Source organism: Bacteroides thetaiotaomicron VPI-5482, assembly GCF_000011065.1.
In the GTDB taxonomy this organism is placed as follows: domain Bacteria; phylum Bacteroidota; class Bacteroidia; order Bacteroidales; family Bacteroidaceae; genus Bacteroides; species Bacteroides thetaiotaomicron.
In genome coordinates this window covers 6,024,944-6,038,442 of the sequence record NC_004663.1, presented here as the reverse complement: position 1 = coordinate 6,038,442, position 13,499 = coordinate 6,024,944, and the positions used below count along the sequence as shown (strand labels likewise).

Below are 13,499 nucleotides of genomic sequence, written 5' to 3'. Positions count from 1 at the left end.
TATTTGCCAAGCTAACAATTCTAAAATCTTAATTTTTGATTTATAATTTATTAATTAAAAGAAATGGGTAGAGTTCTTATTATCGGTGCAGGCGGTGTTGGTACTGTCGTAGCACACAAAGTGGCACAAAATGCCGATGTATTCACAGACATCATGATTGCCAGCCGTACAAAGGAGAAATGCGATAATATCGTCAAAGCTATAGGCAATCCCAATATAAAAACCGCCAAAGTGGATGCGGATAATGTAGATGAACTGGTAGCTTTATTCAATGACTTTAAGCCGGAAATGGTAATCAACGTTGCTCTTCCTTATCAGGATCTTACCATTATGGAAGCCTGTCTGAAGGCGGGTGTCAACTACCTGGATACAGCCAACTATGAGCCGAAAGATGAAGCTCATTTTGAATACAGCTGGCAATGGGCTTACCACGACCGTTTCAAGGAAGCAGGTCTGACTGCCATTCTTGGTTGCGGTTTTGATCCGGGAGTCAGTGGAATCTACACAGCCTATGCAGCCAAACATTATTTCGACGAAATCCAATATCTGGATATCGTAGACTGTAATGCAGGAAATCATCATAAAGCATTTGCCACCAACTTTAATCCGGAAATCAATATCCGCGAAATTACTCAGAACGGACGTTATTACGAGAATGGTCAATGGGTGACAACCGGTCCGCTGGAAATCCACAAAGATCTGACTTATCCTAATATTGGTCCACGTGATTCCTATCTTCTTTATCATGAAGAACTAGAATCGTTGGTCAAGCATTTCCCGACTATCAAGCGTGCCCGTTTCTGGATGACTTTCGGACAAGAATATCTGACTCACTTACGCGTGATTCAGAATATCGGCATGGCCCGTATCGATGAAGTTGATTATAACGGAACTAAAATCGTACCATTACAATTCTTGAAAGCAGTATTGCCTAACCCACAGGATTTAGGTGAGAACTATGAAGGTGAAACCTCTATCGGTTGCCGTATCCGTGGCATCAAAGACGGAAAAGAACGTACTTACTATGTCTACAACAACTGCAGCCATCAGGAAGCTTACAAGGAAACAGGTATGCAGGGAGTCAGCTACACCACCGGTGTTCCGGCTATGATCGGTGCCATGATGTTCTTCAAAGGCGAATGGCAACGTCCGGGTGTAAACAATGTAGAAGAATTTAATCCGGATCCGTTCATGGAACAGCTCAATAAGCAGGGACTGCCTTGGCATGAAGTGTTTGATAAAGACCTAGAACTATAATAGAACGAATCAGAATGAAGAATATAGGAGATAAAGCACCGGAAGTATTAGGCATCAATGAAAAAGGTGAAGAGATCCGACTGAGTGCTTATAAAGGAAAAAAGATAGTACTGTATTTCTATCCGAAAGACAGTACATCGGGGTGCACGGCACAGGCATGCAGTCTGCGTGACAACTATTCCGAACTGCGCAAAGCCGGTTACGAAGTAATCGGTGTCAGCGTAGACAGCGAGAAGTCGCACCAAAAATTCATCGATAAGAATAATCTTCCTTTTACACTGATAGCCGATACGGACAAAAAGTTGGTAGAAGAATTTGGTGTATGGGGAGAGAAAAAGTTGTATGGACGTGCCTATATGGGAACCTTCCGCACTACTTTCCTGATCAATGAAGAAGGAATCATAGAACGGATTATCACTCCCAAAGAAGTGAAAACCAAAGAGCATGCCTCACAGATTTTAAATCAATAAATCCATTAATTATAAGAATAAGGTATGGCAAAGAAAGACGAACTTAATTTTGAAACAGATAATAAAATGGCATCAAGCGAAAAACTGAAAGCCTTACAGGCTACCATGGAAAAGATAGAAAAGAACTTCGGTAAAGGTTCTATCATGAAAATGGGTGATGATAGTGTTGAACAAGTGGAAGTGATTCCTACCGGCTCCATTGCTTTAAACGTGGCACTTGGCGTAGGAGGATATCCTAGGGGAAGAATCATCGAAATCTATGGTCCGGAATCTTCCGGTAAAACGACTCTGGCTATTCACGCCATTGCCGAAGCACAAAAAGCCGGTGGTATCGCCGCTTTTATTGATGCCGAACATGCCTTCGACCGTTTTTATGCAGCGAAATTAGGCGTGGATGTAGACAATCTCTGGATTTCTCAACCGGACAACGGAGAGCAGGCCTTGGAAATAGCCGAACAGTTAATCCGTTCTTCCGCTATTGATATTATTGTTATTGACTCCGTAGCAGCATTAACTCCGAAAGCAGAAATTGAAGGCGACATGGGTGACAATAAGGTAGGTTTGCAGGCACGTCTGATGTCACAGGCTTTGCGTAAATTGACCGGTACAGTCAGCAAAACACGTACAACTTGTATCTTTATCAACCAGCTCCGTGAAAAGATTGGCGTCATGTTCGGTAATCCGGAAACAACGACAGGTGGTAACGCATTGAAGTTCTATGCTTCTGTACGTATAGATATCCGTGGCAGCCAGCCAATCAAAGACGGTGAAGAAGTTCTTGGTAAACTGACTAAGGTGAAAGTGGTGAAGAACAAAGTAGCACCTCCTTTCCGCAAAGCAGAATTTGATATCATGTTTGGTGAAGGTATTTCTCACTCCGGAGAAATCATCGATTTGGGCGCAGAACTGGGAATCATCAAAAAGAGCGGTTCATGGTATAGCTACAATGACACTAAACTGGGTCAAGGACGTGATGCAGCCAAGGTATGTATCAAAGATAATCCCGAACTTGCTGAAGAATTAGAAGGATTGATCTTCGAAGCCTTGAATAAAAAATAAGTTGTCTCAACCGATTCAACTATAAATAATATAAGCTGTCTCATTCGATGTTTTGAGACAGCTTATTTTTAGCTTAAACATAAGAAATGTCCCCCATCTGAATCCTCGCAGTACAATTCAGATGGGGGACATTTCTTTCACTTTTTACACGAAATAGATATAGGCTAATGTACTTAAACTTATGACCACCCATAACAAAACGCCTTGGATCAAAGGTTTGACACCGACAGATCTTAGAACATCCAAAGAAAGGGAAGCACCTATAAAAAACATGGTAATAGTCAATGTCTTGCGTGCAATTCCATTGATGGCGGCACCTAACTGCGGCACGCCATTCAGCAAATATGTATTCGCAATCATAGCTAGAATAAAGAAGAAAATAAACCAGGGAATACTTATCTTCTGACCTTTACTTTTAAATATAAAAGAAGTGGCGAATGCCATTGGTATGATCCAAAGAGCACGAGTCAACTTGATAGTTGTAGCAACCTTCAGTGCTTCTTCACCATAAGCAGCACCTGCTCCCACCACAGAACTGGTATCATGAATAGCAATGGCAGCCCATGTGCCAAACTGATGTTCGGTCATATCCAAAGCATGTCCGATAGCCGGAAAGATAAAAAGCGCAATAGCATTCAGAATAAAGATCGTTCCCAATGCCACAGACATTTCACTGTCTTTAGCTCTCAGCACCGGCCCTATTGCCGCAATAGCACTACCACCACAGATAGCAGTTCCCGAACTAATCAGATAGGAAGTATTTCTGTCTATCTTGAAGATTTTACGACCAATAAACCAGCCGATGAGCAACGTGCCTACCACAGAAATAACAGTAAACTCCATCCCTTCTTTACCGGATGCCAAAGCCGACTGAAGATTCATACCGAATCCCAATCCTACTACAGAATATTGCAGCAAATATTTAGATGTCTTTTTATTAAATTTGGGATGTGCCTGTCCGCAGGTTAATGCGAAAATAAGTCCGAGAAACAAAGCTACCGGAGGAGTCACCCATGCGGACCATGCTTGTAAACCAGGAATATAATCTAAAAATAAGAAAAAAGTTAAAGTAGAAAGTATTGCAACGTAAATTGTCTTGTTGTTGGTTTGCAACGTTTTTGTAGCGCTTGAAATCATTTTTTTATCTTTTTATAATTTTGCGGGTGCAAAGGTACGGCAAACAATCAAGACAACCCAATTGTTTCTAATTATGTATTATAACTTTTTGTTATAGCCACTTCTCTTATTGTTACATTATGCTCCTACGATGTCCTTTCCAAATGGTGATAATGCTAACGCAGCCAACTTAAAGTGCTGCAAACCAAAGGGTATCCCAATGATGGTGATACATAGGACAGCTCCAAAAACCAGATGTGACAAACAAATCCAAATACCACCCAAAAATATCCATAAAACATTCATCAGTATATAAAGGCATCCGCTTGAACGCCCACCACTCCTTACTTCTTTTCCAAAAGGCCACAAAGCAAGTCCTGCCAACTTCAATGTTTGCATACCGAAAGGTATACCTACAATTGTAAGCATCATCAATATACTTGAGATTAAATACTCCACTGCCGTAAAAATACCGCCAAGCAATAACCATAACAAATTCATTAAACAGCCCATAAGTATCAGTTCTAATATTTATTTAGTATTTTCTTTGTTGTCTCATCCAGCCTGCCTTGAAAATACAGATCAATTACCTTTTGAAATAAATCATCAGAAGCAACTTCATTAAAAAGTGTCATACACGACAGCACTTTCATTGCGTCCAATCCTCCGAATACATCTACCGCAGTCTTACCTTTCAGTTGCAAAAATACTGTTGTTATTTCACGGAGTCTCACTCCCAAAATGGGATGAGCAAGATATGCTTCGGCCTCCTCTTTACCACAAATTCCATAATACTGAGAATTATAGCTCATTCCCAGTCCTTTTAACTGAGGAAATATGTACCAAATCCAATGAGAATATTTTTTCCCATTTTTCACTTCTGCAAGTGCTTGGTTATAAACACCTTGCTGGGCATCTAGAAAACGCTGTAATTTATAATCTACCATATATATCTTCTCATACCACATTCTTGATGTATACAAAGATATGTGTATTTTGCATATAATTGATAGATTATTCTAAAAAAGAACACGAATCAATCCTTTAGCAATCTAAAGATATCTTTGGATTACTAAAGGATTAATGGAAGAAATGTAATTCTGAAATAAAAATTACTCTTTAACAGGTCTAATTGCCATTTTAATCATACTTGCATTCCAACTAGCATTATAATAATAACTTGTAGAATTATAATAGAAAACATAGCCAAAACGTCCATAAGTATCACCGTAAGATTCTCCAACCCAATAATAACCACTATTCTCGTCCACTAGCTGTGTAGCTCCTGCCGGTCCACTTGCCGGAAGCATATAACCCGTAGAGGGTAAAAAGATGCTATTTCCGTTACTACCTGTTACTTTCATACCACTGACTCCGTTTATTGTTGCTCTTGTCCATGTACATTTCTTAATCAAATCTATTTGCTCAGCCTTATTGGGCAATCTCCATGAGCCTCCCCACATTGCACGTGCTATGTCATATTTGCTTCCACAGATATTATCAATATTAGGAGCCTGATAATCAGGCATAACTCCTACATTATCAACATCTCCCCATAGAAAATAGCCACCTTTCTCCGAAGATGTTATTGCTCCCAAATTAAATGAAGCCCACCTCACACTAAGTCCTAAATTTACAGCTTTATAAAGTGATTGTTCTCCCAAAGGAATAACTATTTCTGTTCCATCTTTGAGTATTAATCTGAGTTCATCTTCCGTTGCCTCTACAGATTCAAAAAATGAATCACCATCCATTCCAGAAGCTTTAACTGCCTTCCCGTATTCGTCAAGCAATTTGGAATAAGTATAACCTTTATCATAGCTTATGATCCAATATCCATCAGAGTCTACTTTCAATAGTGGCGTGATAGCATCCGTTCCTGATGCAGGAATCTTGTTTCCATCACTATCATTAAGCCATGTTGTTTCACCATTAATAGTTTGTACCCAATAGTATCTACCGTTATAATAACGGACATTGATTACGGGAGCATCTTTTCCATTAATCCCATCTTTTCCATCTGGAACCGTGATATGCGAACCATCTGAAAATGTGAGTGTATAGCCATCTCCCAATGTAGTAACATTGGTTAGATATAACCTATTTTGAAGTGCCCCTACTAAAGCACTAATCGATGTGATATCATTATTCAATGCTTTCAATTGGTTCTCAATAGAGGTCACTCTGTCATCTAAAGAATTAACTCTATCCCATAATTCGCTGTCATCGTATTCGTTACACGCAGTTGTGCACATTAATAACAGCACAAACTGATAAATAAATCTAAATGTTTTCATTTTTTTATTTTTAATCCAAACTTAGAATCGAAGATTTCGACTATCTGATTTTTATGAGTATATTTTATCTATTATCCAAATACTTATTTGCCGTTTTAGTCTATTGTGCAGCAATACTTACCTTAAAATATCCATCAGGGAAATTCTGTATGTAATCCCCACTAAAGTAGAACTGCACATATGCTACATCTCCTGAGCCAACATATCTCAACATAGGATCATAAATTTGACCAGTTCCTGTAAGTGATAATGTTCCACTACCGGTAAGCTTATAATTTGAATCATACACCTCATAACGCAATCGCTTGCTATAGTTTACATCATTAAAACTACCAAGATACTCTAAATTTATATGCATATAGGTGGATTTCCTATTGAACTTGAACACATCCACATCTCTAGTAGAAGACAATGAGAATTTCATTGACTGCCCATCCTTGATGGTGTTTGCGTTAGAGAAATTATTGTTATACTCACTCTCTATATATTCTGGTATTACATTTACATAGACTCTCTCATTTCCGCTACTTAAACGTGTTATGTATCCTGTTGGTTTAATTCCAACTATACCTATTTTCAATCCTGTAGCAGTCCCATCTGCATCAATAGAAATTACTGATGGTTCAGAAACAACATTTACAGGTTCATAGAATACAAAATCACTCAGATTGCCAAAAATATTCAACACAGAACTACCTTGCTTAGAAGTATAGCTGATTTTCTGAGATTCTCCTACGGCCAAAGTTAACATAGGATAAATAGAGTAAGTCTCACCTGTATTACTCCAAGAGAAATCAGATATTCGAGAATGAACAGTATATTCTTTAGATACTCCACTATTTTTATCTTTAACAACAACATTTGCTTCTCCATAACCTACAATTTTAACAGTTGCATTGCCACCACTACCACTGACTGTCAAGACTCTGATATCAGAAGAACTCCATTCATAATCCGTTACAGCATCACTTGGTTTACAAGTGACAAAAAAGTTATAACTATCACCTACATAAGCATATAATGTTCCATTGAACAGTATATCAAGAGCAGTAACTTTCACTACCGTTGCCTGTATGACGGTTACTGTTTCCGTCTTCTTTCCATCCGAAGAAGTAAAAGTTATCTTGCCAGTACGGCTCTTACCTGTCGTATTGGACATTATATTAAATTTCTTCATACTGTTTGATATAGAGCGTGTAGGTATTTCTGTAATCCAATCATTAGAAATTGACACACCATAGTCGATATTACTCTTCAGTTGAACGTTAATGCTTGTAGTATTCCCATCAATATTATAAGAAGACTGAGTAAGTACAAGAATTGCGCCACCACTCTGATAAACCTTCAGAGTATCACTGATGTCGTTGTATTTGAAATAGATTTCACCTTCACGCTTATCATATTCATCACTGCTTGCTACAGAAAATGCAGATGTTGTTTTTGATAATCCACGATGAACATTAACTGAAGAGTTAGCCCTACTAATCCAGCTGTTGCATGAAGGAGGAATTTCAATAGAGTACTCAACATTACTATTAACATCAACAAAAAATGTTCCACCATTTTGGGGGACTTCAACCTTGTTGTTTGAAAGCAGTATAGCATCCTTCTGATTTTGCTTAATGGAAACACTTTCTTTCTTGTTTCCGTTGGCATCTTTGAATACTATAACAGCCTCACGGTCAGCATATGTGTTATTTGCACTTATCTCATAGACAAGAGTATGGCTTGAAACTGCACGAGATAAATTTGCAGATTGAATCCAATCAACATTAGGCATATCTATTTCATATTCAAAGTTGCTGCTGATGTCAATTGATGCCCGTCCACCATCACAGCCAAAAGTATATTCATTTTGAGAAAGAATAAGAATAGCAGAACCCGTCTGATACACCTTTACTGTTTCATCCGATTCGCCGGAAGTGATAATGATTTCTCCTTCACGTTTATCATATTCTTCACTTGGGGATATTGCAAAAGAATAAAAGCTAGTAGACAAGCCACGTGTACGTTCAGAAATAACTGGTTCAATCCAAGTCCTGCTATTTTCAGCAACAGTCACATTATAATCAATATTTGACTTTACCTGTAAATTAATAATTCCCCCATCTTTATCAACCTCAAATCGATTCGATGTCAATGTTAAAGCATCTTTTTGTTTCTGATTGATCATGATGCTTTTAGTTAATTCATCAACACTGAGCTTTAAAACAACATTCCTGTCATCATATCCAGTATTACTAGCCACCACAATAGTTAATGTGACATTTCCAGCTTTACCACTCGAAGGAGACACTGTACACCAATTATCCCCATTCTGCGTCTCGGCAAGGGAAACTGACCAGTCCTTGTTAGTGGAAAAAGAAATTGTAGCCCGTTCACCTTCTGATGAGACATTGATTCCTTGACTAAAAATTGTCTCACATTCAGATGTAGGTACGATTTCTGTTTCTACTCTAACTTCATTCTTTTCGTTCTCTTCACCGCATGAAAACAAAAAGACAAGACATAAACACATTAATAATAATGTTATTCGACTAATTTTAAATTTACGGTTCATATTATATTACTTTAAAATAAACTCTGCTGATGAGATTCCATATCTTTCTCCAGTTTCTGATAATAAATCTCATTAATAGAATCAAATCCTAAACGCAATCCAACTAAGTATACTGCTAGTTTGTACTCCTTTTCATATAGCCTCTTAAAACTATTTCTACAATAATCTTTCATTAATGATTGATAATTTGGCAATGAAAACAAATTTAATAAGTAAAAATAAATAGGTATCAAAATATATTGTCGTATACCTTTCCGTGTACATTTCTCAATATATCTCTCTGCACATTTATTGTTCTTTAATTCACATACTATATATTCAAAATCATATCTACTCTGTCGATCAATTAGATTCAAAACTTTTAAAATCTCTGTTTTCGGCATAGTAAGATATTCTTTTTTAAAAGTATAGTTAACAAAAACATGAACCGAATCATAAAAATATCCTAGGCAATTACTGGGATATGGCTCGTGACGTTCATACATTAATAAATATTGCCAAATTGAGCTATTCTCATCCAAATTTTCTTTTTGAAATCGATAATTTGTGACCTTAATAATCAAATCCTCATCATCTAAATCCTTTAAAGGTTTTTCTACTTTAATACCCAAAATCTCTAAACAAGCAGATGCACCTTTGCACATATTTTCACTAAATAAAGACTGAGAGAAATCATCTACATAAGTCCCCCACAATGGTTCTACAAACTTTATCATTTTATTAAAGCTCATTTCCATATCTTTTTTAGCAACTAAATCTAATGGAATAATCGATTGTACTTCTTTATATTCAATATTATTCTTGCAATCTCTTTTAAGCCATTTCCTCTCACGAAGAAATTTAATAAAAACATATTCACTTGTATAATCAAAAGGAGATACATTCTTCAACAGCTCCCTTATATATTCTTCCGGTACACTATCATTGCCGGATATAGTTTTCACGTGAATAGTGCATAACACAATATATCCTTTCTTAAACAGAATATTTAAATCATTACGATGTATAATGCCCAAGTATTCATATCTCATTTTAGCCATAATCAAAAATCTATATTTATATCATCCGACAAATTGGGATGCAATTCATTACTTATCGAAATATTTGCACATATAGTGCTATCTGAACTAAATAAAGAAACATAACTTAAAGGCATGCCTGTATAAGTGATGTATAGATTATTTCTGCTCCGGCTCATTGCAACCATAAACAATTTCTGAGTAATATTACTATCTCCAGGAATATATAAGTCTGTATTTGCAAATGGAATAAAAACATTATCAAAATCCAATCCTTTTACACCATGATAAGTCATAATAACAATACGTTTATCGTTTTCCGCAGCTAATAACGATCCATAACTATTTACAACGCATTCTATAGGAACTTGATTTTCCTTTAGATGATCATTAAGCCGTTTAAAATAAGGTTCATAATATTGATCAATCCATTTTTCCCATACAGGTTTATGTTCTAACTGCAAAACGGTATCACAAAATTCCAATACTTTATCTTTAGTAGGAAATAATATTGCACAACTCTGATTACGATTAACAAACTTACGTGCCTCCCTCATTATATATTCGACTTCTTGATCCACAAATTCTGCTTTGCATAAGCGTATTTGCGTATCTCTTTTAAGCATATACCTCTTTGCACTAAAAATATTCATCGATGGTATCATTTTCTGAATTGCAGTGATTATAGAACGAGTTAACCTATATACGTATAAAAGTCCCCAATCTTCAGAATCAATTAATTGAGTAATTTTCTCAGGAATAACTACAGCTTCTTGATATTGAGGGTCCTTTGAATAAATAGATTGGTTACTATCTCCCGCTACAATCAGCATATACCTTGTCTGATCTTTCATCTTTATCAAAATACGAGATGTTAAATCTTGAACCTCATCACAAAAAATATAATCATATTTTCTCTTTGTTTTTAAGAATTCATACATCGTGACAATTTTCACATTTGTTATATTCAACTCTGCAAGTTCAGCTTTGCAAAGTTCTATCAACGAATGAGTAAACACCACTAATAATATTTTTGCATTTTGAGTAGCCTCATTATTCAATAAGTATTTAATGGCATATACAAGCAACACCGATTTTCCGCTTCCCGGAAACCCTTTTATCCAAATATTCTGACCAACATAATGATTATCTTTCAGTTTCTTTAGAAAATCCTTTTGTTGAGTATCCAAACTTTCTTCTGTAGGTATTCTAGTACTCATAATTAGTCTCCTTTCACCGCTACTGTATTATTAGAATTATAAAAATCATCCAATGATATCCTTTTTGCCTTTTTTCTGACCTCTTCAGCAAAAATAGACTCACCTAATTCCTCTGCAGCACTTGGTAACCAAGTATAATCTACATCACTGAGGGTACCATTATCATATTGAGCCTTCCATATATTATAAGCTTTCTTTATCTTTTCTACTCCTTCTATTTTCTTTCCTTCTTTTTTTTCATACTTTCCAAGTTCAAATAAAGGATGTGGCTTATTCGGGCACATTGCTAAAGATTCGTGAATATATTTTAAGAACATTGAAGTATCAATATTTTTATAGCGATAACCCAAATTAAAAGCAGAAACCGCATCCTTACTATATTCATAAGCTTTTTCTCCGTAACGTAGTGCTTTCCTATTATTTCCTGCAGAAGAAAAGCAGCATCCTAATTTATTATAACTAATAGTACCAGGATATAATTCATTACATTCCTCATAAGTTTCAGCTGCCTTCAAATTTAGAGTTGCGTTTTCGTAAGCTTTTGCCAATTCCAACAAACATTCTTTTGATGGTACTCCTCTATTATTAGCTGTTGTATTATAAGCTTTTTTCTCTGCTCTCAATGCTATCCTCTCCTGTGAAGTTAACTCTTTATTTGCAAAAGGATTAATTGCACTTACTAAACAAGTTTCACTTCCAACCTTGGCATTAATTGTCAGTAATTTATCTGCAGTTAATTCTAATTGCAGCTTAATAGGCGTATCCAAAGAAAATCCATTTTGTTCATTTGAAGTTATAACCAAATTAGTCAATATTTTATTCTCATTACTGATACAAATAGGGAATTCTACAGTTTTTTGGCCTTCTTTTACAATAGCAAGATTATCTATTTCAATAGTATCCGTCGGCATGACAGTTCCGGCAGGAACCAAAGTCATTAGCTGATCATTCTTAGTAATTATACATATTGGTTCACTGGTTATTGGCTGTACTATATTCTGTCCAAAAGAGTTATAGATGAACGAATGAATTGATGCACCTTTAGACACACAAGTCTGAAGATCAGGAAATAACAATAATTTGGAATATGGCAACCATGATTTCAGAGCGGCTTGTACATAAGGATTAAGACTACTCCCACCCACCAATAAAACATAATCAACATCATCTACTTCTAATCTAGCCTTACGAATAGAAGTTTTTACACAATCATAAATACTATTATATATTTGTTTTTCTTTTTGAATAACATCGCTTTTCTTCCTTGTGAAAACTTTCATAAGTTCTGCGAATTGGATAGATGTTAAAAAAATCTCATCCATGTACAATACCCCTTTGGATGTATTAATTCGAATATCCTTTACAGAAACTTTATATTCTTGTTCAAGACCTGACAAATCGAAACTATCCCTCATTAGACTTATGGCTTTACATATCCTTATTTTTAAGTTTTCCGCAGTAGTCAAAAGAGCATTTATGATTTTTTTCTTCTCAGACATAATAAAGATATCCATATCTAAATGGTTGTGAGACAAAAGTTCAGGGTACAATATCTCATAAGCAATGTATCTATCAATATCATTTCCTCCCAATTTTTCAAATTTAGATATTGACAAATTTTTAGAATATACTCCCTTATAATCTACACCTATTTCTAATATTGAAATATCACATGTCCCAGCTCCGAAATCAAAAACTAACATTTTAGGATTAATATCTTTAGGAATTACCACTGCTTCATTATTCATCTCCGATTCATGAATATAGTTTAAAAAAGCTGCGTTAGGCTCATCAATCAAGGACTGTTTGCTAACATCCATTTGATTGCTTATTAAAGCATCAACCAAATCGCGTCGTTGATTCGCCTCGAACGAAGCAGGAATACTTACTGCATATTTAATATTCTGACATAGTCCTTTTTGTTCGACATAGGATTCTATCTCTTTCTTTAAGAATCTGAAAAATAAAATAGTAGCATCCTTTGCATTTTGGATTCGGACAGATTTATCTTTACCCAAAATACTATTACAATATTTTGCACCTAAATCTTCTCCTAACTCCATCTTAAAAGAGTACCAGACATCCTTGTTTTTTTCTAATTCATACTTTAAGTTTGCAGCTCCCTCTCCGACAAGTACCCGATTATGATAAAGAGCTATAACTGTAGGCACTTTTTCTCCAGTAAAGTCCGCACCATCACTTTGCTTCTGTCGTAGATTCATTACTTCAGTTACAACTATTCTCTTTTCATTATCAAAATATGAATAAGAAACTACTGTAGTTGATGTTCCAAAATCAATTCCCACGTAAGTAGCTTGTTCCTTATGAATTGTGCTCAAATCCGCAGTTACAAGATTCTCCACTGTCAATAAAATAGGCATAATCTCTAAATGTTAAAATAACAACGTTTTTGTGTGTGTTTAGAAATTAGTGAATAATTATATATTCATATTAAAAGTAATAATGTTTATCAGTATTAGTCTATTATACTCCAATCTATC

11 protein-coding genes are annotated in these 13,499 nt (G+C 35.8%); 3 read left to right on the top strand and 8 right to left on the bottom strand.

Going from position 1 to position 13,499, the window contains the following annotated elements; all coding sequences use genetic code 11:
• Window positions 1-63: 63 nt before the first annotated feature.
• Genes BT_RS23245 through recA form a run of 3 tightly spaced genes read left to right on the top strand, consistent with a single transcriptional unit; the run spans window position 64 to window position 2,786 of the window.
• Complete coding sequence (locus BT_RS23245) at window positions 64-1,257, top strand: saccharopine dehydrogenase family protein (RefSeq protein WP_008764762.1); 1,194 nt, start codon at window positions 64-66, stop codon at window positions 1,255-1,257.
• A 14-nt stretch (window positions 1,258-1,271) separates the two neighbouring features.
• Complete coding sequence (gene bcp / locus BT_RS23240) at window positions 1,272-1,727, top strand: thioredoxin-dependent thiol peroxidase (protein ID WP_008760349.1); 456 nt, start codon at window positions 1,272-1,274, stop codon at window positions 1,725-1,727.
• A gap of 24 nt (window positions 1,728-1,751) precedes the next feature.
• The gene (recA, locus tag BT_RS23235; protein WP_008760348.1) at window positions 1,752-2,786 is read left to right on the top strand and encodes a recombinase RecA; all 1,035 of its coding nucleotides are present in this window, start codon (window positions 1,752-1,754) and stop codon (window positions 2,784-2,786) included.
• Between the two features lie 144 nt (window positions 2,787-2,930).
• Here recA and BT_RS23230 read toward each other — a convergent pair whose 3' ends face one another.
• The 8 genes from BT_RS23230 to BT_RS23195 all read right to left on the bottom strand — a co-directional run bounded on the left by BT_RS23230 (window position 2,931) and on the right by BT_RS23195 (window position 13,379).
• A complete protein-coding gene (locus tag BT_RS23230; RefSeq protein WP_008764761.1) occupies window positions 2,931-3,923 on the bottom strand; it encodes a YeiH family protein in 993 nt (330 codons plus the stop codon).
• 117 nt (window positions 3,924-4,040) lie between these two features.
• Entirely contained in the window at window positions 4,041-4,415 is a 375-nt protein-coding gene (locus tag BT_RS23225; RefSeq protein ID WP_008764760.1) for a YccF domain-containing protein, read from the bottom strand.
• 11 nt (window positions 4,416-4,426) lie between these two features.
• Window positions 4,427-4,849, bottom strand: coding sequence for a DUF1810 domain-containing protein (locus BT_RS23220; RefSeq protein WP_032840640.1), 423 nt, complete (start codon window positions 4,847-4,849; stop codon window positions 4,427-4,429).
• A 165-nt stretch (window positions 4,850-5,014) separates the two neighbouring features.
• Window positions 5,015-6,199, bottom strand: coding sequence for a DUF4988 domain-containing protein (locus BT_RS23215; protein WP_011109343.1), 1,185 nt, complete (start codon window positions 6,197-6,199; stop codon window positions 5,015-5,017).
• A 100-nt stretch (window positions 6,200-6,299) separates the two neighbouring features.
• Complete coding sequence (locus BT_RS23210; RefSeq protein ID WP_011109342.1) at window positions 6,300-8,759, bottom strand: BACON domain-containing protein; 2,460 nt, start codon at window positions 8,757-8,759, stop codon at window positions 6,300-6,302.
• A gap of 11 nt (window positions 8,760-8,770) precedes the next feature.
• Window positions 8,771-9,799, bottom strand: a complete 1,029-nt coding sequence (locus tag BT_RS23205) for a hypothetical protein (protein WP_008764756.1) — start codon at window positions 9,797-9,799, stop codon at window positions 8,771-8,773.
• A gap of 2 nt (window positions 9,800-9,801) precedes the next feature.
• On the bottom strand, window positions 9,802-10,998 hold the full coding sequence (locus BT_RS23200) for a 3'-5' exonuclease (RefSeq protein WP_008764755.1): 1,197 nt from the start codon (window positions 10,996-10,998) through the stop codon (window positions 9,802-9,804).
• Window positions 10,999-11,000: 2 nt separating this feature from the next.
• The gene (locus BT_RS23195) at window positions 11,001-13,379 is read right to left on the bottom strand and encodes an Hsp70 family protein (protein ID WP_008764754.1); all 2,379 of its coding nucleotides are present in this window, start codon (window positions 13,377-13,379) and stop codon (window positions 11,001-11,003) included.
• Between the last annotated feature and the right edge of the window lie 120 nt (window positions 13,380-13,499).

What these genes read in the sequence shown, in the direction of transcription:
- BT_RS23220 (WP_032840640.1), bottom strand. Translation starts at nt 4,849, where the DNA reads ATGGTAGATTATAAATTACAGCGTTTTCTAGATGCCCAGCAAGGTGTT.
- BT_RS23210 (WP_011109342.1), bottom strand. Translation starts at nt 8,759, where the DNA reads ATGAACCGTAAATTTAAAATTAGTCGAATAACATTATTATTAATGTGT.
- BT_RS23215 (WP_011109343.1), bottom strand. Translation starts at nt 6,199, where the DNA reads ATGAAAACATTTAGATTTATTTATCAGTTTGTGCTGTTATTAATGTGC.
- recA (WP_008760348.1), top strand. Translation starts at nt 1,752, where the DNA reads ATGGCAAAGAAAGACGAACTTAATTTTGAAACAGATAATAAAATGGCA.
- BT_RS23205 (WP_008764756.1), bottom strand. Translation starts at nt 9,799, where the DNA reads ATGGCTAAAATGAGATATGAATACTTGGGCATTATACATCGTAATGAT.
- bcp (WP_008760349.1), top strand. Translation starts at nt 1,272, where the DNA reads ATGAAGAATATAGGAGATAAAGCACCGGAAGTATTAGGCATCAATGAA.
- BT_RS23200 (WP_008764755.1), bottom strand. Translation starts at nt 10,998, where the DNA reads ATGAGTACTAGAATACCTACAGAAGAAAGTTTGGATACTCAACAAAAG.
- BT_RS23230 (WP_008764761.1), bottom strand. Translation starts at nt 3,923, where the DNA reads ATGATTTCAAGCGCTACAAAAACGTTGCAAACCAACAACAAGACAATT.
- BT_RS23225 (WP_008764760.1), bottom strand. Translation starts at nt 4,415, where the DNA reads ATGGGCTGTTTAATGAATTTGTTATGGTTATTGCTTGGCGGTATTTTT.
- BT_RS23245 (WP_008764762.1), top strand. Translation starts at nt 64, where the DNA reads ATGGGTAGAGTTCTTATTATCGGTGCAGGCGGTGTTGGTACTGTCGTA.
- BT_RS23195 (WP_008764754.1), bottom strand. Translation starts at nt 13,379, where the DNA reads ATGCCTATTTTATTGACAGTGGAGAATCTTGTAACTGCGGATTTGAGC.